Annotated in this window: 16 protein-coding genes and 3 pseudogenes; 10 read left to right on the top strand and 9 right to left on the bottom strand. The window is 59.7% G+C overall.

All coding sequences use genetic code 11. The features are described 5' to 3' along the window. The 9 genes and pseudogenes from CQ13_RS27605 to CQ13_RS46520 form a co-directional block, all read left to right on the top strand. Positions 1–314: integrase core domain-containing protein (locus tag CQ13_RS27605; protein ID WP_156433950.1), on the top strand; the 314-nt coding region annotated here is incomplete at its 5' end. Between the two features lie 18 nt (positions 315–332). Beyond that, a pseudogene (locus CQ13_RS41610) lies at positions 333–539 on the top strand (IS66 family transposase); the annotation flags it as partial. A gap of 415 nt (positions 540–954) precedes the next feature. Beyond that, positions 955–2,604 (top strand): NEL-type E3 ubiquitin ligase domain-containing protein, encoded by a 1,650-nt coding sequence (locus tag CQ13_RS27615; protein ID WP_057845991.1) that lies wholly within the window; start codon positions 955–957, stop codon positions 2,602–2,604. 733 nt (positions 2,605–3,337) lie between these two features. Beyond that, positions 3,338–4,117, top strand: coding sequence for an SDR family NAD(P)-dependent oxidoreductase (locus CQ13_RS27620; RefSeq protein WP_430649716.1), 780 nt, complete (start codon positions 3,338–3,340; stop codon positions 4,115–4,117). Positions 4,118–4,347: 230 nt separating this feature from the next. Further along, positions 4,348–6,171: a nif-specific transcriptional activator NifA gene (nifA, locus tag CQ13_RS27625; protein ID WP_057845993.1), complete on the top strand. Its 1,824-nt coding sequence runs from the start codon at positions 4,348–4,350 to the stop codon at positions 6,169–6,171. A gap of 764 nt (positions 6,172–6,935) precedes the next feature. Next, the gene (locus tag CQ13_RS27635; protein ID WP_057845995.1) at positions 6,936–7,778 is read left to right on the top strand and encodes an electron transfer flavoprotein subunit beta/FixA family protein; all 843 of its coding nucleotides are present in this window, start codon (positions 6,936–6,938) and stop codon (positions 7,776–7,778) included. A gap of 17 nt (positions 7,779–7,795) precedes the next feature. Continuing rightward, positions 7,796–8,204: pseudogene (locus tag CQ13_RS27640) on the top strand (electron transfer flavoprotein subunit alpha); the annotation flags it as partial. Between the two features lie 82 nt (positions 8,205–8,286). Further along, entirely contained in the window at positions 8,287–9,591 is a 1,305-nt protein-coding gene (locus CQ13_RS27645) for an FAD-dependent oxidoreductase (RefSeq protein WP_057845997.1), read from the top strand. Between the two features lie 566 nt (positions 9,592–10,157). Further along, entirely contained in the window at positions 10,158–10,289 is a 132-nt protein-coding gene (locus tag CQ13_RS46520; RefSeq protein ID WP_283807530.1) for a hypothetical protein, read from the top strand. A 365-nt stretch (positions 10,290–10,654) separates the two neighbouring features. On the opposite strand, the pseudogene tcuC reads toward CQ13_RS46520, so the two are convergent. The 4 genes and pseudogenes from tcuC to CQ13_RS47270 all read right to left on the bottom strand — a co-directional run bounded on the left by tcuC (position 10,655) and on the right by CQ13_RS47270 (position 13,604). After that, positions 10,655–11,987: pseudogene (gene tcuC, locus CQ13_RS27650) on the bottom strand (tricarballylate/proton symporter TcuC). A gap of 523 nt (positions 11,988–12,510) precedes the next feature. Further along, positions 12,511–12,816: a hypothetical protein gene (locus tag CQ13_RS43515; RefSeq protein ID WP_156433951.1), complete on the bottom strand. Its 306-nt coding sequence runs from the start codon at positions 12,814–12,816 to the stop codon at positions 12,511–12,513. Between the two features lie 173 nt (positions 12,817–12,989). Further along, complete coding sequence (locus CQ13_RS27655) at positions 12,990–13,313, bottom strand: hypothetical protein (protein ID WP_057845998.1); 324 nt, start codon at positions 13,311–13,313, stop codon at positions 12,990–12,992. 3 nt (positions 13,314–13,316) lie between these two features. Next, positions 13,317–13,604 carry a hypothetical protein gene (locus CQ13_RS47270; RefSeq protein WP_430649717.1) on the bottom strand — a complete coding sequence of 96 codons (288 nt, stop codon included), beginning with the start codon at positions 13,602–13,604 and terminating at the stop codon, positions 13,317–13,319. A gap of 1,230 nt (positions 13,605–14,834) precedes the next feature. On the opposite strand from CQ13_RS47270, the gene glmS reads away from it, so the two are divergent. Beyond that, the gene (gene glmS, locus CQ13_RS27660; protein ID WP_057845999.1) at positions 14,835–16,661 is read left to right on the top strand and encodes a glutamine--fructose-6-phosphate transaminase (isomerizing); all 1,827 of its coding nucleotides are present in this window, start codon (positions 14,835–14,837) and stop codon (positions 16,659–16,661) included. 203 nt (positions 16,662–16,864) lie between these two features. Here the strand turns inward: glmS and CQ13_RS27665 are convergent, their stop codons facing one another. From CQ13_RS27665 to CQ13_RS27685, 5 genes are read right to left on the bottom strand one after another with little or no spacing between them, the layout of a single operon-like run. Further along, positions 16,865–17,062 (bottom strand): hypothetical protein, encoded by a 198-nt coding sequence (locus CQ13_RS27665; protein ID WP_057846000.1) that lies wholly within the window; start codon positions 17,060–17,062, stop codon positions 16,865–16,867. 54 nt (positions 17,063–17,116) lie between these two features. After that, complete coding sequence (locus CQ13_RS27670; RefSeq protein WP_245309360.1) at positions 17,117–18,106, bottom strand: ABC transporter ATP-binding protein; 990 nt, start codon at positions 18,104–18,106, stop codon at positions 17,117–17,119. Continuing rightward, positions 18,093–19,070, bottom strand: coding sequence for an ABC transporter ATP-binding protein (locus CQ13_RS27675; protein ID WP_057846002.1), 978 nt, complete (start codon positions 19,068–19,070; stop codon positions 18,093–18,095). The genes CQ13_RS27670 and CQ13_RS27675 overlap by 14 nt, the downstream gene beginning before the upstream one ends. Beyond that, positions 19,067–19,954, bottom strand: a complete 888-nt coding sequence (locus CQ13_RS27680) for an ABC transporter permease (protein ID WP_063800163.1) — start codon at positions 19,952–19,954, stop codon at positions 19,067–19,069. The genes CQ13_RS27675 and CQ13_RS27680 overlap by 4 nt, the downstream gene beginning before the upstream one ends. Continuing rightward, entirely contained in the window at positions 19,954–20,970 is a 1,017-nt protein-coding gene (locus tag CQ13_RS27685; protein WP_057846003.1) for an ABC transporter permease, read from the bottom strand. Before CQ13_RS27685 ends, CQ13_RS27680 begins: the two co-directional genes overlap by 1 nt. Between the last annotated feature and the right edge of the window lie 19 nt (positions 20,971–20,989).

Below are 20,989 nucleotides of genomic sequence, written 5' to 3' on the forward strand. Positions count from 1 at the left end.
CATCGCCAATATATCGCCGGCTCCGAGGGAGCGGGGCCGTCTTTCCCATCAACGGTCGGTTGCGGGATGAGTTGTTGAACGAGACCCTGTTCACGTCACTGGCCCGCGTCGCACTCGGATGTTGGCGAGCCGATTACAACAACACACGGCCGTACTCGCGGCTCGGATGGAAGACCCCGTCCGAGTTCGCCTTCACCCGCCATCCGCGCCGGGATCTGGCGCTGCGCTATGCCGAAGGCTCCGCGCCAGCTCCCGTCGCTCCCACCGCCCGACCGGGCAAATCCAATAACCAGAGCGAACTCAGGATTGGATAAAACTTGGGGCAAGGTCAGCTGATCGCCCAGCAGAAGCTTAGGATCGCCAAGCTCCAGCGCCAGATCTACGGCCATGGATCGGAGCGATCATCGCGGCTGATCGACCCAGTTGGCGCGCTGACCTTCGAAGAGCTGGAAATTGGCGCCACTGAAGACGAGCTGTCTGCGGAGCAGGCTGTAGCCAAGACACGCATTTTACGCGAAAGGCGTCCCGAACGCCAGACCGTGGCCAGTTTTTCTTCAGTGGACCCCACTGACGCTGCAGCTTCAAGAGACGTCGATGGGCTTCCATCGGCGCATTATGACTCTTCCGAGACTCGTCAGTTTATGGACAGCTAAGTCTTATAGCATTGAGATACTGTCTATCTGGACTGAGAGGTCCGCTTGATCTGCTGCAGAGGAGAACGGGATGTATTGCTTTAACGAAACAACCCTAAACCCTTTCGTTAACCGTAGATTCCGTCCGGACGGACTAGTCTTGCTGCAACTGCCCTGTGGGCGAATGGCGCAGCGTGTTAACCGCGCTCCGTGATCGCCTGCTTCGCCGGTCGGTGATCACCATCCATGGTGAGAGCTACCGACTTCGAGAAGCACCGCTCCAGCGCATTCCCTTCACTTGGCTACCGAAGAGACGGCATCGATGAATGCAGAACGGGCCCAGCTTGGCGCTGGCACTCCTTCCGAGACTTCCGAATCCGAAACCTCCGAACCAGGGTCCCCGGCCGCGGCGCAGTGGGTCGAAGCCTTGACGGAGGCGGAGGCGTCCGCCGCCGACCCCGCCTCGTCGCAGTACCAGGTCCTGGTGGGCCGGACTGCCGAAGAGGGGCAGGGCGAAGACGAGGATCGGCAAGAGGCAGTAAGTCGAATGAGGGCTTGGCGGGAGGCGGGCGATGTCGATGAGCCGCTGGATCTGTCGTCCCTGTCCCTGACCGCCTTGTCCACTCCCCTCCCGCCCGAGCTCCGGCGCCTGAACGTCGACAACAATCAGCTGACCAGCCTGCCCGACCTTCCAGCGGATCTCCAGCGGCTGTACGCCAGCAACAATCGGCTGACCAGCTTGCCCGACCTTCCAGCCGGGCTCCAGCGCCTGAACGTCGACTACAATCAGCTGACCAATCTGCCCGAGCCCCTCCCGGCCGAGCTCGAATGGCTCAGCGTTACCCATAACCAGCTGACGAGCCTGCCCGAGATGGTCCCCGCCGAGCTCCTATGGCTCGGCGCCAGCAACAACCAGCTGACCGGCGTGCCAGAGACCCTGCTGACGCAGCTGGGCCGTGAGTCCAGCATTGATCTGGAGAATAATCCGCTGCCCGAGGGGGTACTGACCAACCTGGCGACAGCCATGCATGCCGGGGACTATGCCGGCCCGCAGATCTTTTTGTCTATGGCCGAGGAAGCGGTGGAAGTCGAGCCGCGGCCGCTGCACGAGGTTGTCGCGCACTGGCTCGAGGGCGATACTGGGACGGTGGCCGCCTGGCAGCGCTTCGCCGAAGAGCCAGGTGCCCAGGACTACGCACGCTTCCTCGACAGGCTCCGTGGCACGGTGAACTATGGCAACGAGGCGTTCCGGCAGGCGGTGGCCGAGGATCTGCGGCAAGCGGCGGCCAGGCCGCGATTGCGCGAGCACTATTTCGAGCAGGCTTTAGGAGCGAGCGACAGCTGCGAGGATCGCATCACTTTGGCCTGGAACGGCATGCAGACCGCACGCCTGAACGCTGATGTCGAGGACGGAGCCTATGACGGGCGGCTCGACGAATTGCTCCAACACGGCCGTGTGATGTTCCGCTTGGAGGCGCTGGACGGGATCGCGCGCGAGACGGTCAACTCGCTCCGCCGTGCCGACCCGGACGCCGACATCGACGAGATCGAGGTCTATCTTGCCTACCAGACCCAGCTGCGCGACCCCCTGGAGCTGCGGCACGTCGCCCCAGACATGCGCTTCTTGAACATCTCTCACGTGACAGAAGACGACGTTGCCATGGCCGCGACATCGGTGCGGGACCAGGAGGCGACGGGATTCGGAGACTATCTGGCAAGGCGCTGGCAACCTTGGGAGAGCGTGGTGAGACGCATCGCCCCCGGTGACCATGCAGTGATGCAGGAGCGGCTCATCGATGCGATGGGAGAGGAGTTCGACAGCCGCCTGAATAGACGGCTCGCCGAGGATGGCCTGACAGACGATGCCGATGCCGAGCGGGTGCTCGGAGCCGAGATCCGCAACGAGATCGCCCGCGAGATCAAGAGCGCGGTAATGCACAAGGTGCTCGCGGATCGCGGCCTCGAGCTGTGAAGCGGCCGTTCATGCGAGGGCTGTCAATCGCTGTTTCGGCCGTCGCCGCGGTCGATTGCGCGATCGAGATGAGAAACTATGCCTGCCTGGCAGCTCCGCCGCCGCAGCAGCAAGCCGAGCTAGCCGACCGCGAGCCCCAATATCGCCACGCTCAATGAAGACTGCGATGGCGATAGGCCGCCGAGAAACGCCTGCAGGGGAGAGCTTGCTGCCACCTGTCGTGAGACCCAGTTCGATCACGAAATGATGAATTGGAATGACGTGGCCGGTAGAGGAGGGGCGGATTGCTCAACAGCAATATCTCATTCCGCATCGAACGGTGTGAGAGCGAACTAAGCGAATTCGCCGGCGGTTCTGATATGCGCAGCAATTTAGCTGACGGACCTGGCCCGACCGCATTGACAATATTTTTCGATAAACCAGCGCGCATTAGGGCCATGGAGCAAGAGCGGAGCCAAATGGGGGGGTGCCGCGCACGTTATGCGAGACTCGAAAATCGGCTTGTGCACCAGCGTTTGCTACTGTTCCGAAAGCAAACGCGCATGATGTGTGGAACCCGACAAGCTGTTGCGAACGCGACATTGGGCCGCAAAAACGTGCGAGCGTTCCTCTGCATCGCACTGGCCCAAATCCTGCACCGCGTTCACGGGCGAGGGCAAGGGAATAGGAGGCGCGTTTGAGTCTCGATCTGAGAAACGACGAAGCGGTCGCCGGTCCACCGTCCGCGACCGACGTGGGCTGTCCGTTTCACACCGATAGAGTCCGCATCCAGCAGGGAGAACAGAAGACGTTGGTGCTAACCGGCGCGTCGCGCGGCATCGGTCATGCCACCGGAAAGCTGTTTTCGGAAGCGGGCTGGCGCATCATTTCTTGCGCGCGCCAACCGTTCGATGGCGGGCGCTGCCCGTGGGAGTCAGGGGCCGACAACCATGTCCAAGTCGACCTCAGCAACCATCGGATGCTGGCGCGCGCCATCGCCGAGGTCAAGGAGCGCCTCGCGGGCGCGCCATTGCACGCATTGATCAACAATGCCGGCATTTCACCGAAGACGCCGAATGGCGCACGACTGACGGCGTTGACGACGTCAGTCGAGACCTGGATGAGGGTGTTCCACCTCAATCTGGTGGCGCCGATCCTGCTCGCGCAAGGCCTGTTTGACGAGCTGAAAGCAGCGACCGGATCAATTGTCAACGTGACCTCAATCGCAGGCTCGCGGGTGCACCCGTTTGCCGGTTCTGCCTATGCGACATCGAAAGCTGCGCTCGCGTGTCTCACGCGCGAGATGGCGTACGACTATGCACCGCATGGCATTCGCGTGAATGCGATTGCGCCCGGCGAGATCAAGACAGACATTTTGTCGCCGAACACGGAAGCGCGCCTTGTACCAAATATTCCGCTGCGCCGAGTGGGCACACCCGAAGAAGTCGCGAAGGTCATCTTCTTCCTTTGCTCGGATGCGGCAAGTTATGTCACAGGCACCGAGGTGCCGATCAATGGTGGCCAACACGTGTGATAGACTGCACCTGCAACAAACAAATCGCAGCTGATTTGATCTACATCAATGGAATTCGTGTTCCCACGGAATGCGAGCGACAAGTGCGGAAGAGCAGAGAACAATAAGCAAGTCAAAGCACTGTAAGTTTACCGTCATGCCGCGCTCAACGCGCTGTAAGTTTTACCATCGTGCCATAATAGAAGGTATCTTTTGCGTCATCCTAAAATGGCGGCGAGATCGAGGATGACATGCAACACAATATTCGCAAATCCGAACAGGAGGACAGGGAGGATGGTCATAACAACGGAGACGTCGTCATGCTGCATATCCCTTCCGTACGCGAAAGGCCTAACTCAAACTCCGAGACGGACGACGCGGTCCCTGATGCGCCGTTGTACGAGAGCGCGATTGTCGGGATCTTCGAAATATCGAAAGTACTCACCGCCCCCTGCCGGCTGGAAGTCACGCTGGCCAACGTCGTCGATCTTCTGCAATCGTTTGTGCAGATGCGGCACGGCATCGTCTCACTGTTCCACGATGATGGCGTGCCGGATATTTCCGTGGGCGCCGGCTGGAGCGAAGGCAGCGACGAGCGCTACCGGATGCGCCTGCCGCAGAAGGCAATCGACGAGATCGTGGCATCGGACAAGCCGCTCGTCGCCGAAAACGTAGCAGTGCATCCGGCCTTTAGTGCTGCGGACAAGGAGGTGCTCGGGGCCTCCGACGACATGCGAGTGTCGTTCATTGGCGTTCCCATTCGCATCGATGCGAATGTCGTGGGCACGCTGACGATCGACCGCATCCTGGACAACGCGTCGAGCGTTCGGCTCGATTACGACGTGCGGCTGCTCACAATGATTGCCAACCTAGTGGGGCAGACGGTGAAGCTGCATCGCCTGTTCGCGTGTGACCGCGAGCGATTGATGGGGGAGAAGGACCGGCTGCAAAAGGAATTGTCCGAGCTCAAGCAGCCTGCGCGGGAGCGCAAGAAGGTTCATGTCGAGGGGATTATTGGCGACAGCCCGGCGTTGCGCAAGCTGCTCGAGAAGATCGCGGTCGTAGCCAAATCAAACAGCACGATGCTGTTGCGCGGCGAGTCCGGTACCGGAAAGGAGCTGGTCGCCAAGGCCATTCACGAGCAGTCGGCGCGCGCCAAGCGGCCCTTCATAAAACTCAATTGCGCGGCGCTGACTGAGACGGTACTGGAATCCGAATTGTTCGGTCATGAGAAGGGTGCCTTTACCGGCGCGTTCAGTACGCGCAAGGGTCGCTTCGAGCTCGCCGACAAGGGGACGCTATTTCTGGACGAGATCGGCGAGATCTCGGCCTCGTTCCAGGCAAAGCTACTGCGCGTGCTGCAGGAGCAGGAATTCGAGCGCGTCGGCGGCAACCAGACCATTAAGGTCGATGTTCGCGTGATTGCCGCGACGAATAAGAACCTGGAAGAGGCGGTGGCAAGGAACGAGTTCCGCGCCGACCTCTATTATCGCATCAACGTGGTTCCCTTGCTGCTGCCGCCGTTGCGCGAAAGGCGCGGTGATATCCCGCTCCTCGCCACCAAGTTTCTCAGGAATTTCAACAGCGAGAACGGCCGTACGCTCACCTTCGATACGAGTGCGATTGAAGTACTGATGAACTGCGGTTTTCCCGGAAATGTCCGCGAGCTTGAGAATTGCGTGCAGCGGACCGCGACTCTGGCACCGGGGCCATCGATCGTGAGAGACGACTTTGCCTGCTGCCACGGCCAGTGCCTTTCCGCGATGCTGTGGAAGAGCGGATCGGACGAGATAGCGCTGCAGCCGCGGCCGATCGTACCAGTGCCCGCCAAGCCGGCCACATCGCCGGCCGAGGCTGCTACATCGCTCCCGCCTTTCGGCAGCGAGCTGGCTCCGCTAGCGCCAGTCGGCGCAGCCCTCGTAGGTGGTGCTAAGATGACAGATCGCGAGCGTGTCATCGCGGCCATGGAAAGATCCGGCTGGGTGCAGGCAAAGGCGGCGCGCCTGCTCGGACTTACGCCGCGCCAGATTGGCTACGCCCTGAGGAAATATGGCATCGAGATCAAGCGCTTGTGAAAGGAGTGTCGGACTTGGGGTATGTCGGGGCCGTGACCATCGCCGTTGGGGCGAATAGCTGGAGAAACAGACATAGAGGCTTGGTTGGTTTGGCGCGGACTTGGACCCGATCACGATCGGATGCGACCCCCGCGTCGGCCCGATTTTGTCATCCTCGAGATCAGCCCGCGCGACCACCGGCGGTCCCATGCCCGCAACGGTCGTGCGAACGCGGCGCTGTCATCGCGAATTCGTTGGCCGTGTCGCCATCGACCATTAGCTCACGCCGGATATAGTCAGCGAGACCATCGGGTGTTCGACCTCGTTCAATTTGCCCGGCGTCATATGCAGCGACCGCTGCGCGATGCGGGCCTGCGCGCGAAGGGACCGCCGTGTGCCAGGCGGTCGCAGGCGCCGCAAGCTTATTGCGGCGCTGGTCTTGCCCCTGGCGATGCGAAGCATCGTCCAGTGCAGTCGGCTCAGCGCTTACGCTCTCTCGTGAGCGCAGCGGCCGCTGCGGAGACTCGGGATCGCGTATGGATCGACTCGAGCAAAGCGCGTCCCGTTTTGAGCCGCTCTCCTTGATCCAGATTAACGACAAATCAGGCCGCGCGAACCGGGCTGTCGTAGTCACGACGAATGTCGCAATTCCGCCGGCGAACGTCAAGCTACAGTGACATGACGCTTCCCAAAGGCCATTGTATTGCTGCCTGATTTTGAAATTCGCGCAATGGTACGACACTTGCTGTTCTCTTCGCCAGCCGTTGCAACGTCTGGAGAAGCACATGCACAACGTCGTCTGCATCAAGCAGGTTCCCGACTCCGCGCAGATCCGCGTGCACCCCGTGACCAACACGATCATGCGTCAGGGCGTGCCGACCATCATTAATCCATACGACCTCTTCGCGCTCGAGGCCGCGTTGGAGCTGCGCGATAAGTTCGGCGGCGAGATCACCGTCCTTACAATGGGGCCGTCATCAGCCGAGGACTCATTACGCAAAGCGCTGACCTTTGGCGCCGATCGCGCCGTACTGCTCACCGACCGCTGCTTTGCGGGCGCCGATACGCTGGCAACGACTTACGCGCTGGCGACCGCCATCCGCAAAATCGGCAAGGAATATGGCCCGCCGGACCTCATCTTCACCGGTAAGCAGACCATCGACGGCGACACCGCGCAGGTTGGGCCCGGCGTCGCGAAGCGGCTCGGTGTGCTGCAGCTTACCTACGTCGCAAAGATCAGGGCCCTGGATCTCACCGCACGCACAATTGAAACGGAACGGCGCTCCGAAGGTGGCGTCCAGGTCCTTCGCACCAGCCTGCCGTGTCTCATCACCATGCTGGAGGCAACCAACCAGATTCGCCGCGGCGCCATGGCCGATGCATTGCGTGCCGCCCGGACGCCGATCGTGAAATGGAGTGCGCAGGAGGCCGGTGTCGAGGACATCTCCAAATGCGGTCTCAAGGGCTCGCCGACCATCGTCAAGCGTGTCTTCGCGCCGTCCGCGCGCGCTGAGAAGGCGGTGCTGGTAGAGGCCGCCGAGCAGCCGGCGCAAGCATTGATCGACGCCATCTTCAAGCATCAGCCCAAGCTTGAAACCGACCTTGCGGCGCTAGCCCGCGATGCCTGATCTGAAGGGTCTTGGCGATGAGCGACGTGATAAGAGCTCCCGCGTTGCCTGCGCAACGGCGCGCCGCCAAGAAGGCGCTGCCGGGGCATTCAACGCTGACAAGCATGTCTGGTCTTCATCGAACAGGAGCGCGGGCAGGTGCATCCAATCTCCTGGAAGCTGATGGGGGAGAGCAGCAAGCTTGCTGAGAAACTGGAGGTTGTTCTCGCGGCCGTCGAGATCGGTCCGGACGGCGAGGCGACACGCAGCGCCGCGGTCGAATTCTTCTCCTACGCCGAGGACCTTGTCCATCTCGTCGCCGACAACATGCTCGCAGATTACCGCAACCAGTCCTACAGCATGGCGTTGACCGATCTTGTCAACACCCACAAGTCGGAGATCCTGCTGTTGGGAGCCACGATCTTGGGCCTTGATCTCGCCGCCTCCGGCGGTCGCCGCATTCACGCTACCGCGTAGCAGGCGAGCGTACATTTTGAAATCATGCGTCACTGAACAAAGGAGAGGCCCCGTGATCGAACAGAGTTTCGATGCCATCGTGGTTGGCGCCGGAATGGCCGGCAACGCGGCGGCGCTGACCATGGCCAAGCGTGGCATGAAGGTGCTGCAGCTCGAGCGCGGCGAATATTCCGGATCAAAGAACGTGCAGACTGCCATCCTCGATGCGGACATCGTGGAACAGCTGACCCCCGATTTCCGCGAGGACGCGCCGCTCGAGCGCCGCCTTGTCGAGCAGCGCTTTTGGTTAATGGATAGGCGCTCCCATATCGGGCTGCGCTACCGTTTCAACGACTGCAACGACGAGCGACCGAACCGGTATATCGTTATCCGCGCCCTATTCGATAAATGGTTCTCCCGGAAGGTGAGGGAGGCCGGCGCCACCGTCTTGTACCAGACTACAGTTACGGAGCTGGCGCAGAACCGCCGTGGCCGCGTCATTGGTGTGCGTACCGACCGCCAGGACGGCATAATCCACGCCGATGTAGTGGTGCTCGCCGAGGGCGTCAATGGCTTGCTCGGGACGTGTGCGGGCTTGCGCGAGCGGCCGACGCCCGATCAGGTTGCTCTGCAGGTCAAGGAAATGCACCTTTTGCCGCGCGAGACCATCGAAGCCCGTTTCAATCTCAAGCGCGACGAAGGGGTCGTGATCGAGGCCGCCGGCACCATCTCGCGCGGCATGACCGGCATGGGTTTCATCTATGCGAATAGGGAGTGCATCTCACTCGGCATCGGCTGCCTCGTCTCCGATCTCCAGCGAACGGGCGAAACGCCTTACGGGCTACTCAATCGCTTCAAGCGATATCCGTCGGTGGTGCCACTAATCAACGGCTCAGAGCTCAAGGAATATTCCGCGCACCTCATCGCGAAACGGGGCTACAACACCATACCCCAGCTCTACGGCAAGGGCTGGGTGGTGGTCGGGGATGCCGCCGAGCTCAACAATACCAGCCATCGCGGGCATCTGAACGTTGCGATGATCTCTGGACGAATTGCCGCGGAAGCGATCTTCCGTGTGAAGTCGCGCGGCGGTCGCAGCACGTCGAATAGTTTTTCACTATACAAGAAGATGCTGAACGAGTCGTATGAGGATCTGAAAAAGTACAAGGATATGCCGGCGCTGATGCACACCGAGCCGGACAACTTTCTCCTCACCCATCCGCAGCTCGTCTCGAAGGCGATCCTGAACTTCGCGCGCATCGGTGGCAGGCCAAAGGCGGGGGAGGAGAAGTCGGACTCAAAATCCTTTGGCGATGTGTGGTCATGGACCGGACTCTTCGGCAATGGAGGCTTCCGCTTACCGCGCGCCTGGCGCTGAATCAGCACTAGCTCAAGCGAAAACATGGGAGCCAGAAATGTGAACTTCGAGCATTCGATGCACGTAAAGGACTAGCTGTTCTATAGCCCGTTATCTGGCCGACGTCCCACCTGCCTACATCAAGGGTCGGCCCCACGAGAGCCCATTCCTGCAGTTAGTCGCTCCTGCTGAATGCTCTTGCCACGCCACTACGAGTCGAACACCAAGGCCATGCCAAGACTACAGTTGACGGTCGCATCGAATGCGGCGCTCCCGGCTCATCGGCGAGCCGCCCGCGACATCGAATGGCGCCAGCGACACGGCGGCTACGGCGAGCTACAGCTGCGATGGCGCCTAACAAGGGCCTTCGTTGGTTCGATCCATCTGGCCGCGCACTCCAATCCCGCTCCCCCCGTCGCGCCGTTGCGGCTAGTGAAGCTAAAAGATGTCTAGCCCAACTTTTCGCCAGAAAAGGTCAATGTCCTTATTCGGGAGCTGTTTGGCAGCTCTCTTGAACTGCTGGAGTGGTATGATCGGGCATTTTGTCATCGTCGCCTGAACGGGAAAGCGAAGAGGAGCGAACCGCTATGAATATGTTTGCCAGTTCAGCTGCCATCACAACCACTGTGCTCGGCATTGTTGGCATGGCCACGTGGCTCTTCAAAGCAGGCGAGGTTGAGAGATTTGGCCGAGCTGAAAAAGAAGCTCCATTATCTTAAGTCCTCTCACCTGAACACGGCGCGGTTAGGGCACTTTACACTTCGATGATCATAGATGCAGAGCGATGAAGTTTTTCTCATTTCGACTCTGGACCAGGCGAGCATAGCGGGAGCGCCTATCACAGCGGCGGTGACCACGCTGGTGATCATTCTGGTGGTGCCGTAAATCAGCAACTGATCATGTGTAAGAACTAGATCGAATACAACTATTTGAGTTTTCGTTGGCGAGGCGCACCTTTCGTTAAAGAAGTAGTCCGGCCGTACTCCCGCCCTGCCAGCAACGAATGCTGGCAGGGCACCGAAGACAAGGAGCACACGAGTCACAGAAGCTCGACGCTTCGCCCGGTCAGCGGTTCGGACGCCGGCTAGTGCGGTGTGGCTTGCACGCCTAAAACGCTGTTGGGCCGCTCAGGCCGTGACGGCTTCGCAACTCTCGAGGCTTGCCGTTCGGGATAGACGGTGAGTGCCGCGATGATGCCGAGCACGGCTGCGAACATCAGCCAAAAGCCGGGTGAAGCTTTGTCATCGGGTCGGTCGATCAGCCAAGTCGAGGCCAGTGGCCTAAAGGTGCCGAACAAGGCGGCCGCGAGTGCGAAGGCCAGGGAGAAACAGGTTGTGCGCACATGCTTCGGCACAATCTCGACAAAAGCGCCCAGCATAGTGCTGCTATAGATGCCGAAGTAGAACGAGAACATCATAGCCACCACGAGCATCTTGCCGAAAGTAGGGGTGCTTACCAGCCAGTGCAATGCCGGTTAGGCGGTCACTAACGCAAGGCCGGCAATGGCTAGCAGAACCGGCTTGCGGCCGATTCGGTCAGAGATGGCGCCGCCAATTGGATTCCATATATAAAGCTCGTCACGGCGACCAAAAGCGTCACCAAGAGCGCGTCCTGTGACAGCTTCAAGACGTTTTTGCCGAATGTGGGCTTGTAAACGGTGACGAAATAGAAGGTCGTTGTGGTCAGGATAGCGATCATCATGCCGAGGATGACGATCCGCCAGTTGGCGAGTGCCGAAGCAAAGACCTCGCGGGCCGTGGGATGCTTCTTCATCGCCAGAAATGCCGGCGTTTCTCCAGCGTGCGGCGGAGGAAACGATAAGCGGAATGATTAGGCAGCCGAGAAAGAAAGGGATGCGCCAGCCCCAGGCGGCTACTGTTTCGACTGGCATCGATTCGTTCAGCACGTAGCCCACGATCGCCGCGACAAAGATCGCGACCTGCTGGCTGGAGGACTGGAACGAGATGTAAAAACCGCGCTTGCCCGGGTTGCGATCTCCGACAGGTATACCGAAACGCCGCCGACTTCGATGCCCGCAGAAAAGCCCTGCAGAAGCCGTCCGAGCAGCACGATAACGGGTGCGGCAATGCCGATTGTCTCGTAACTGGGACAGAAGGCGATGATCACGGTGCCGATTGCCATGATTGAGAGCGTGACGATCAGGCCTTCTCAATATAGGCTCCGAGCACGATCGCGACGACCGGACGCATCAAGGCGCCCAGCCAGAACACGCCGAACGTGTTGAGCAGCGAAGCGGTTTCGCTCTCAGACGGGAAGAACGCCTTCCCAATGGCGCTGGCGTAAAAGCCGAACAGAAAAAAATCGAACTGCTCGAGGAAATTGCCGCTCGTCGCACGCAAAATCGTGCCGATGCGCGATTTGACCGTTGGTGCGTGCGGGATGAATGTTTGTGACACCGTGAGTTTCCTCCCCGTCTGAAACGGCCGGTTGCGGAAAACCTCACGCCAGCCTAACTGCAATTCAGGCCGAGAATCTGCCATCATGGACACTACCGACCAACCGGAAAGCGCCTCATCTTTTCGGCATATTTTCGGCGACTGCCGGACTGTTGCACAGATTTTCAGGATCTGTGTTGCATGTTCAGCGAGGAGCCAATCGCGGAGTAATCGGAGCTTGGCCGATCTTCGGCAACAACGTCCATCCGCCGGCAGCGCCATCTTCAGTGCTGCACGGGTATGGAACGAGAACGACCATGAGTCGAATCGCAACATCCGCATCCATACCGCGGGATGCGGCGCGAGCCTCCGAAAGGAGGTCGCGGAGATAGGTCGCGCCGAGATTCTTGTAAGTCCAAAGACAAGCTCGTGATCGCGACCGGCGGCCTGGAGCGCTCGCATATCACCGCGATCTCCGCGCTCGCCTCCGGCGACGAGCTGACGATATCAACGCGCGTGCAGGCCAGGCGAAATTGATGGTTCACTAGGTTCGGACCAGAAACGATGCGGTTGGATCGTAGATTCGAATGCGATCGGGCTGATTCTTGGCGCCGATATCGAGCACCGCCCAGGCCTTTGCGGTATCATTGCCGGCGCAAGCGCTACACGAGCAGGATCGTGCCTTGAGGTTATAGCCAATACCGCATCCCACTGCGCTCCTCCATTCAAGCAATGGAGTGTCGGTAAATGATTGCGCATTGTTGACGAGGATCGCAACCATCCCGAGCTGCTCGGCCGCATCGGTGGCAACCTGTTGGACTTCAGCGGCAGCAAAAGGCGCTCGCCGCATGTCCCTTCCGCCGACTGGCCCTGACGACTTATTGCGCAGCTTCGAAAGTGGATCGACAGTCGACGGCCACAGCGCTCCGAGCCGCGCGAATTAACGCGCGAGCTCCTCCCGGGCGTCCGAGGACGAACCGATGACGAGGGAAACCTTTCCGATGAAGCCCGGGCCGGCCAAACTCATGGTTTGATGCGTTCCGTCCAGACCGACACTGTCTTGGATCTGTCGAGATACTTCTCATAGAGTTCGTCGAGCATTTCCTTGCCGACCACAGCCAATTCAGCTTGATAGGCCGCGCGATCCGTCACCTCAATGCGCTCGACATAATCCCACGGGCCGCCCGATAGGCCAGCTCCGGTTTCGGTAATGCGGTGCGTACAATAGTTGACGATAGTTTTCATTTTGGCGGCGGTGACATAGTCCACCTCGCGTTCGAAGCGTTCATAGTCTGCCGCGCTGACACCCGGCTTTAATGCGGCAAATACAAATCGGACAACAGCCATAATTCATTCTTCTCCTTGTTGTGACGGACCAGAAATCAAGCGACCAGCTCTGAGCCAAGATGAGAGGCGACGAATGGGCCCGGCGCGAGCTCCTTCAAGGGCGGTCTTTCTGCTCAGATGGGGAGAACGCCCGCGCAGCCTGCATCTGGGGGCGAAATCGATAGAGCTTGGGATTTCGCCGGCTAACGTGAGGTCATCTCGCTTTGCGTCGGCATCGGGCACGGAACGCCGATCGGTCAGGCTCGCGTAAGGGTGCAAGGGCGTCGCGAACAAATCGCGTGTGTCAGACATCTCTACGATGCTGCCGAAATGCGTCACTGCAACGCGGCTCGCGAGGTACTTCACCGCGCGACATCGTGCCAAAGCCCGTGCTGGGCTAACGACAGCGGCACCCGCGAAGGATGCTGCCAAGCTTCAATCGGCGGGACCGCACTCAACAGTGCAGCGTCTATGGCATCGATTTGGATCGATCGAGCGAGTTTCATCTGAACTCCGAGGCCGTCTCTGCGAGATGGCCGTGGTCGTAGTGTATCCCCACCGTGTCCCAGCAATCGGCGTGCCACAAAAGACGTTGTGCGAACTTGGTTGCACAGGGCAACACCATGTGCTTGGCGACGCGCCAGTGGAATACTTGCGCCTTCCTGTCGGGTTCCGCACATAGCCGTCTTCAGCCGGACACGGCTGAACACGACAACACGCAGGCAGGATGGGGCGACTTGATGCAGTACAAGCAGGGAGTTATCGGAGAACCCCGAAGCGCCGCGTCGGGGAGGGCGGTCCCTCAGCTCACGGGCCATTCCTCGCAGCTGTTCCTGACCAGCTCCATCGGCCTAGAGTCCCCCTCTACGAGATCTCGTCATACGGAGCCGACACCTTGCTAGCGTCGAGCAGGCAATTGAGTTTACCGGGGCGGCGAGAAGCGAAAGATGGAGATGTTCGGCGAGAGGCTCAATCGCGGTTTCGCCTTCCGGGCAATGATCAACACGTACTGGACGAATAGTCCTGCGCGCGTTTTTCTTCCGTCATCTGCGTCTGAACTTTAGCGCGATGACCTCGCGAAGCCTGAGCCGGCCGCCTCCCTCGTTCCGCCCTTTATCACGGTGAGAGGCGTTCCTCCTTCTCTAGCCGGCCAGAGCGTCGGTGTTCTCGATTGCAGTCTTTAAAATCGTGCTCGATCTAAGCCAAGCTCCGGGCGGATCGGCCGGCGCGAAGCGCGATGCAATTGCTGCGGCGTAACGCTTGATCAGCGCGATCCGCAACAAGGCAGCCGGTCAATCGCCGCGATCCTTCCAACGGCGTATCGCGGACCCGATACGCGTTGTAAGGTCAACGGCCGCGTCTCGAAAAGCAGAACATCATCATTCACTGCGTGCTGGCATGCTAATTGCCTGCCTGTGGCTCAACGCATAAATGGTAAGGCATGATCAATCTGACGGACAGCGCCACGTTAGCTTGCCGCCCACATTTTCAAGCGGGACGACGATATCGTTCAAGTGCAGCTAATGGGGGAGATTGATCTGCGTGTGCGGGATTGTCGGCATTTTGGGACGCGCTCCGGTCGCGGACCAACTCGTCGCTTCGCTGAAGCGGCTGGATTATCGCGGCTCTGAGTCTGCGGGTGTTGCGACGCTGGAAGGCGATCACTTCGATCGGCGGCTCTCCGAGGGCAAGCTGAAAAACCTCGAGAACCGGCTGCGCGCCAAGCCGCTGTGGGGCCATATCGGGATCGGCCACAGCCGCTGGGCCACCCGCGGCAAGCCGATCGAGAGTAACGCTCATTCGCATATGACCGATAACGTGGCCGTGGTCCACAACGGCATTATTGAGAATCTCCGCAAGCTGCGTGCCGAATTGGAGCAGCAGGGCACCCAATTCGCCTCTGAAACCGACACCAAAATGGTCGCTCATCTCGTCGAATCCTATCTGACGAATGGCTATTCACCGTCGCAGGCAGTGAAAGCGTCGCTGCCGAAATTGCGCGGCGCGTTCGCGCTGGCCATCCTGTTCAAGGGCCATGACGATCTCATGATCGGCGCTCGCAAGGGCTCGCCGCTTGCGATCGGTCAGGGGGATGGCCAGATGTATCTGGGCTCGGATGCGATTGCGCTTGCGCCGTTCACCGACACCATCACCTATCTCGAGGACGGCGATTGGGCCGTGCTCACCCGCAAGAACAGCGTGATCTTTAACGCGCAAGGCGCCGTTGCCCATCGCGAGGTGGTGAAATCAGGGGGCTCGTCGTTCCTGGTCGACAAGGCGAATTATCGTCACTTCATGGCCAAGGAAATTCACGAGCAGCCGGAAGTGGTGGGCCATACACTCCGGCGCTATGTCGACATGGCCGCCGAGCGCATCGCGTTGCCGCAGAGACTGCCATTCGACTTCAACGACATTGGCCGCATATCGATCACGGGTTCCGGCAGCTCGAGCTATGCCGGCTATGTCGCCAAATATTGGTTCGAGCGTCTGGCCCGCGTCCCAGTCGAGCTCGATGTTGCCTCCGAATTCCGCTTCCGCGAGGCGCCGCTGCGCAAAGGCGATCTTGCCATCTTCATCTCGCAATCGGGCGAGACGGCCGACACGCTGGCCGCGCTCCGCTACGTCAAGGCGCAAGGGCTCCATACGCTCTCAGTCGTCAACGTGCCTACCTCGGCCATTGCGCGTGAGAGCGAGACCATGCTGCAGACGCTGGCCGGGCCCCAAATCGGCGTCGCCTCGACCAGAGCGTTCACCTGCCAGCTGATGGTGCTCGCCGCGCTCGCGGTCGCCGCCGGCAAGTCGCGCGGTGAATTGTCCGACTCCGACGAGACCAGGCTCGTGCAGAGGTTGATCGAGATTCCGAGGCTGATGGCAACCGCGCTCGCCACCGAGCCCCAAATCGAAAAGCTCGCGCGCGACATGGCGAAATGTCGCAACGTGGTCTATCTCGGCCGCGGCACCTCGTTCCCTTTGGCGCTGGAAGGCGCGCTGAAGCTGAAGGAAATCTCTTATGTCCACGCCGAAGGCTATGCCGCCGGCGAGCTCAAGCACGGCCCGATTGCGTTGATCGACGAGACCATGCCTGTGGTCGTCATCGCGCCCTATGACGGGGTGTTCGAAAAGACCGTCTCAAACATGCAGGAAGTTGCAGCAAGAGGCGGCAATATCATCCTGATGACCGATGCAAAGGGCGCGAGGGAGGCGACCATAGACCCGCTCGTGACCATCTTGCTGCCAGACATGCCGGCAACCTTTACGCCGATGGTCTATGACATTCCGATGCAGCTTTTAGCCTATCATACCGCGGTGGTGATGGGCACCAACGTGGATCAGCCGCGCAATCTTGCTAAAGCGGTAACCGTAGAATAGGCGGGCTTAGATAGATGTCACTGGAACAGGTTTTATTTTGTTTGGTACAGTGGGGATGGTGTTTCAGCGCCGCAAATTGCCGCATGCGGACCTGATCCGGCTTCGATACGCTCTGACCAGACCGATACTGTCTTGGATTTATCGAGATAATTCTCGTAAAGTTCGTCGATCAGTTCCTTGCCGGCAACGGCAAGTTCAGCTTGTTAGGCTGCACGGTCGGTCACCTCAATGCGCTCGACGTAGTGCCACGGTCCGCCCGATAGGCCGGCGCCGGTTTCGGTGATGCGGTGCGTGCAATAGCTCACGATAGTCTTTAATTTGGAGGCGATGACATAGTCCACCTCGTGCTCGAAGCATTCATAGTCTGCCGCACCGACACCCGGCTTCAATGCGGCAAACACAAATCGGACAATCGCTATAATGGATCGTCACCCTTTGTTATGGCGGACCTGAAATCAAGAGGACAGCTCTGCGACGAGATGACAGGCGACGAATCGGCCCGGCGCGATCTCCTTCAACGGCGGTTTTTCTGCGCAGATAGGTTTGGCCAATGGACAACGCCCGCGCAGCCTGCATCCGGTCTCGACATCAATGGGGCTTGGAATTTCGCCTGCCAATGTGAAGTCGTCCCGCCTTGCGTCGGGATCGGGCACCGGAACGGCCGCCAATAACGCTCGCGTGTAGGGATGCAAGGGCTTCGCGAACAGATCGCGTGTGTCCGATAATTCCACGATGCTGCCAAGATACATCACTGCAACGCGGCTCGCGAGGTACTTCACCGTGGCCAGATCGTGCGAAATGAAGAGGTAGGATAGCCCGAGATGTTCGCGCAGCTTCTCCAGCAGGAGAATCGCTCGCGACCGCAACGAGACGTCGAGTGCGGACGTCGGTTCGTCGAGAACAACAAAGCGAGGATTTGTCGCGATCGCCCGGGCAATATTCACACGCTGGCGTTGGCCACCCGAAAGTTCGTGGGGATAGCTGTCCAAAAGATCGCGGCCAAGACCCACCTCGTGCATGAGCTCTTCGACCCGTGCGCGGCGTTCCTTTGCGTCAAATTTGGTATGAAGCGTGAGCGCCTCCTCGACCATGCTTCTCACCGAAAGCCTGGGATTGAGGGACGCGGTGGGATCCTGGAACACCATTTGGATGTCCCGGCGGAACGGCCTCATTGCTTGCGCGTCAAGCGTCGCGATCTGCTTGCCGGCATAGCGGACAGATCCCGCCGTCGGTTTCAGTAACCGAACCAGGCAACGCGCGACGGTCGATTTGCCACAGCCTGACTCACCAACCAGTCCGAGGGTTTCGCCGGCCTCTACGTCGAAGGAGACGGAATCGACCGCTCGCAAGACAGGCTCGGCTTGACCACGTAGGCGCGCGAGTGTGCCGCCAATCCCGCCCAGCGGAAAGTGCATTTGCAGATCACGAATCTCAACAAGTGACACGACGTTCCTCAAATCCATAACATGCTACAACATGGCCGGGAGCGGCCTCGACCATCGGGGGCCGCGAAACGCGACAGCGATCCATCGTCCACTCACAACGTCCTGCGTAACGGCAGCCGCTGGGCGGGTTGATCAATGAAGGAACCGAGCCCGATATCGGCTCAAGCACGACATCCCGATCTACTCTCGGGATCGATCGGACGAGCGCCTTCGTATATGGATGAGCGGGATTATGGAACAGGTCCCGCACGGGCGCGCATTCAACCAGCTGGCCCGCATGCATAACGGCAACGCGGTCGCAGATTTCGGCAACGACGCCCAGATCGTGCGTAACGAGCATGATCGCGGCTCCCGTCTTGGTGCTCAATTCGCGTAAAAGATCGAGAATCTTGGCTGCGATCGACACGTCAAGCCCGGTGGTGGGCTCGTCCGCAAGCAGGAGCTGAGGTGAGGTTGCAAGCGCCATCGCGATCATGACGCGTTGACACATTCCCCCCGAGAGCTGATGCGGGTATTGGTTGGCCCGCTTCTCTGGTGCTGGAATGCGAACAAGGCGCAGCATCTCCAGCATCCTCTTCTCGGCCTCTCGCGTCGACAAACCTGCGTGCACCATCAGCAAGCGCGAAATCTGCCTTCCAACGGTCAGGAGCGGGTTAAGCGCGGTTCGCGGCGTTTGCGAGACCATCGCGATCTTCGCGCCGCGCATTCGGCGCATCTGCTCCTCAGGAAGCGAGCCAAGATCAATGCCGTCGAAGTGGACGCTTCCTGACACCACACGCCCTGGCGGGCGGATCAGGCGCAGGATGGCGAAAGACGTCACCGACTTCCCCGACCCGGACTCACCGACTAGTCCAAGAATTTCGCCTCGGCGAATCGTCAGGTTAATGTGATCGACGGCTTCAATCGCGCCTTGATTGATCTGAAAATGAACAGTCAGATCCGAGATCTCAAGCATTTCGGTCATCTCAGCCCCCTCATGCGCGGGTCCAGCAAATCACGCAGTCCATCACCGATAAGGTTGAATGCGAGAACGGAAACCATGATCGCCAGACCAGGAAACACGAAGAGCCACCATTCTCCTGTGACGATCTGTGAGGCGCCTTCAGCTGTCATAACGCCCCATTCGCTTTGCGGAGGCTGAATTCCGAGCCCGATAAACGATAGCGACGCCATTGTCAGAAGCGCGAAACCCGTCGAGAGGGTGGCCTGTACGATCAGCGGCGGAAGGCAGTTGGGCAGCAAGTGAATCAACACAATCCTCCAGGTTGGATTACCGAGAGTGCGTGCTGCATCGGCATACTCCATTTCGCGAAGCCGAAGCATCTCTCCACGCGTGAGCCGCAAGTATGCCGGGATTTGGGTGATCGAGATGGCAATTGCGACATTGGTGATGGAATTGCCAAGGCCAGCTGTGATGCCCATGGCCAATACGAACGCCGGAAAGGCCATGAGAGCGTCGACTACGCGCATCGCGAGAGTATCAGCCCAACCTCGGCTGTATCCTACGACCGCTCCAAGCAAGCCCCCGATTGTGACAGCAATCAATGTTGCCGCAAAGGCCACCAGCAGGTCGACGCGTGCGGCAAAAATGATCCGCGAGAGTTGATCCCGGCCGAACTCGTCAGTGCCAAGCGGATGCTGCCAGGAGGGCGGCTGCAGGGAGGCTGCGGGATCGGTGGCATCGGGCGCGTAGGGCGCCACGATTGGCGCGAGTATCGCAGCCGCTGCGATCAGCACGATCACGCAGAGTGCCGCAAACGAAACTGGATTTCGCTGAAGCCGCTGCCACACCAAAGACGAAGCCACTGGTTTGGAAGTCGAGGAGGACACAGACAATGATGAAGACATCAGCTGAACCTTATCCGGGGATCGATGAGGCCGTACGCAATATCAACCGCCAGATTGACCATGACACACGTTACGGCGACAAAGAGGATGAATGACTGGATCGGAGCCGAATCCTTCGTGAGCAGTGCGGTCACCGCGTAGTTGCCGATACCCGGCCATGAGAACACGCTCTCCACGACCGCATTTCCGGCCATCAGAAATCCAAAAACGATTCCGGAAATAGTGATGACCGGTATCAGCGCATTTCGCAGGGCATCCCTGTAGATGACCGTGCGCCGCGGCAATCCGGCGGCCCACGCCGCCTTGATGTAATCGGACTCGAGGATCTCAAGCATGGTGGAGCGCACCATGCGAGCGACTGGCGCGATCGCGCTGAGCCCGAGGGTCGCTGCAGGGAGCATCAGCTGATGCAGGCTTGATCGCAGGGTAGTCCAGTTTCCGGTCATCAGGGAGTCGATCACATAGAGCCCTGTGAGGTGTGCGGGAGGTTCTAAGCCGGATCCCAGCCGTCCAAGAGGTGAGGGGGCCAAATCGAGCATGTAAAAGAAGACGTAAACGAACAACAGCCCGGTCAAGAAGCTCGGCATCGCGACCCCCATGATGCCGACGACTCGTCCGATATGGTCTACCAACGTGTCGCGATGCACCGCAGATAAGACGCCGAGAGGCAGTCCGATCACGATCGCGATGAGAAGGCTCGCCAAGTTGAGCTCGAGAGTGGCGGGCAGGCGCTGCAGAAAGTCCTGCGAGACCGGCCGTCCCGTCGATGCGCTCTCGCCAAGATCGCCTTTGAAGATGCCGGAGACGTACCGGTAGTACTGCTCGGGAAACGGACGATCCAATCCCATTTGGTGTTCCATCTCGGCGAGATGTTCTGGCGTGGCAAAGGGGCCCGCCTTCACCATGGCTGGATTGCCGGGAAGCAAGTACGTGAGGGTGAAGCAGATCACGCTGACGCCGAACAATGTCGGCAGAGCCAGCGCAAACCGCCGCGTCACATAATTGAAAAAAAACATTGCAACGCTCTCCCGATTG

Source organism: Bradyrhizobium retamae (genome assembly GCF_001440415.1).
Lineage (GTDB): Bacteria > Pseudomonadota > Alphaproteobacteria > Rhizobiales > Xanthobacteraceae > Bradyrhizobium > Bradyrhizobium retamae.